The organism is Pseudomonas amygdali (genome assembly GCF_002699855.1).
GTDB lineage: Bacteria > Pseudomonadota > Gammaproteobacteria > Pseudomonadales > Pseudomonadaceae > Aquipseudomonas > Aquipseudomonas amygdali.
In genome coordinates this window covers 1-729 of sequence record NZ_LKBW01000211.1, presented here as the reverse complement: position 1 = coordinate 729, position 729 = coordinate 1, and the positions used below count along the sequence as shown (strand labels likewise).

Sequence of the window (729 nt, the reverse complement as noted above, 5' to 3'; positions counted from 1 at the left end):
TTGCTCATGGCACCTCCTGATTGGCCTCAGTTTAAGGCATGGAGGTGTCTACAAAACCCGGGGCGATTCAGAGGTGTCGTCTATCTTCACGGACACGTGTATGTATCGATTGGTTCCAGCTTTTCTATGGTCATCAACTTCTGCAGACTTTTTTAGTGCGCTGGTGTAGCTGCCTCTGGTTGAGCCAACTTTTGCTTTAACTTGGTGGGCGCTCAGAAGTTTTCCGTCTTTATATATTGCGAAGTCGTCGGTGCTGTCTAACTGTAGCTCGAAGTCTCTTACGCCTTCAGTGAGTAATTTTAAAGAGTAGTAGAGGGCAACTTTACCCTGATATACGAAACCACTCCATGATGAAATTGCGCTGTTTGGCTCTGCTAACTCGCTCAACGTGAAATCCCTTCGGTTGGTGCCTAGTGTCGCGATGATATCATTATGGGCGTAGCTGCCATACTCCGCTTTGATTGCATTTCTGGGCCCTGGCGCTTGGTTTTCTAGGCTCCGAGGAGGGCACCAGACTACTCGCGGATTCGCGCTCTAACGCTTTCGAGTGGATTTCAACGCTTGGCCAGATCAGCGTTTGCTGAACGCAATTCGTAGGGTTGCGTTGTTGGGGTGGTTTTCCAACTACCACTGGATGCCAAAAGATGGTGGAGGAATTCTACTGAACCGCCCCGGGTTTCTCGGAGACTCCAACCTTTGAGAGGATGGAGCGATGAAAAAACTACCGAA

Annotated in this window: 1 protein-coding gene; it reads right to left on the bottom strand. The window is 49.4% G+C overall.

The genetic code is table 11. The annotated features are described in order from the left end of the window. Positions 1 to 48: 48 nt before the first annotated feature. Complete coding sequence (locus tag AO277_RS28780) at positions 49 to 387, bottom strand: hypothetical protein (RefSeq protein WP_058886618.1); 339 nt, start codon at positions 385 to 387, stop codon at positions 49 to 51. Positions 388 to 729 lie beyond the last annotated feature (342 nt).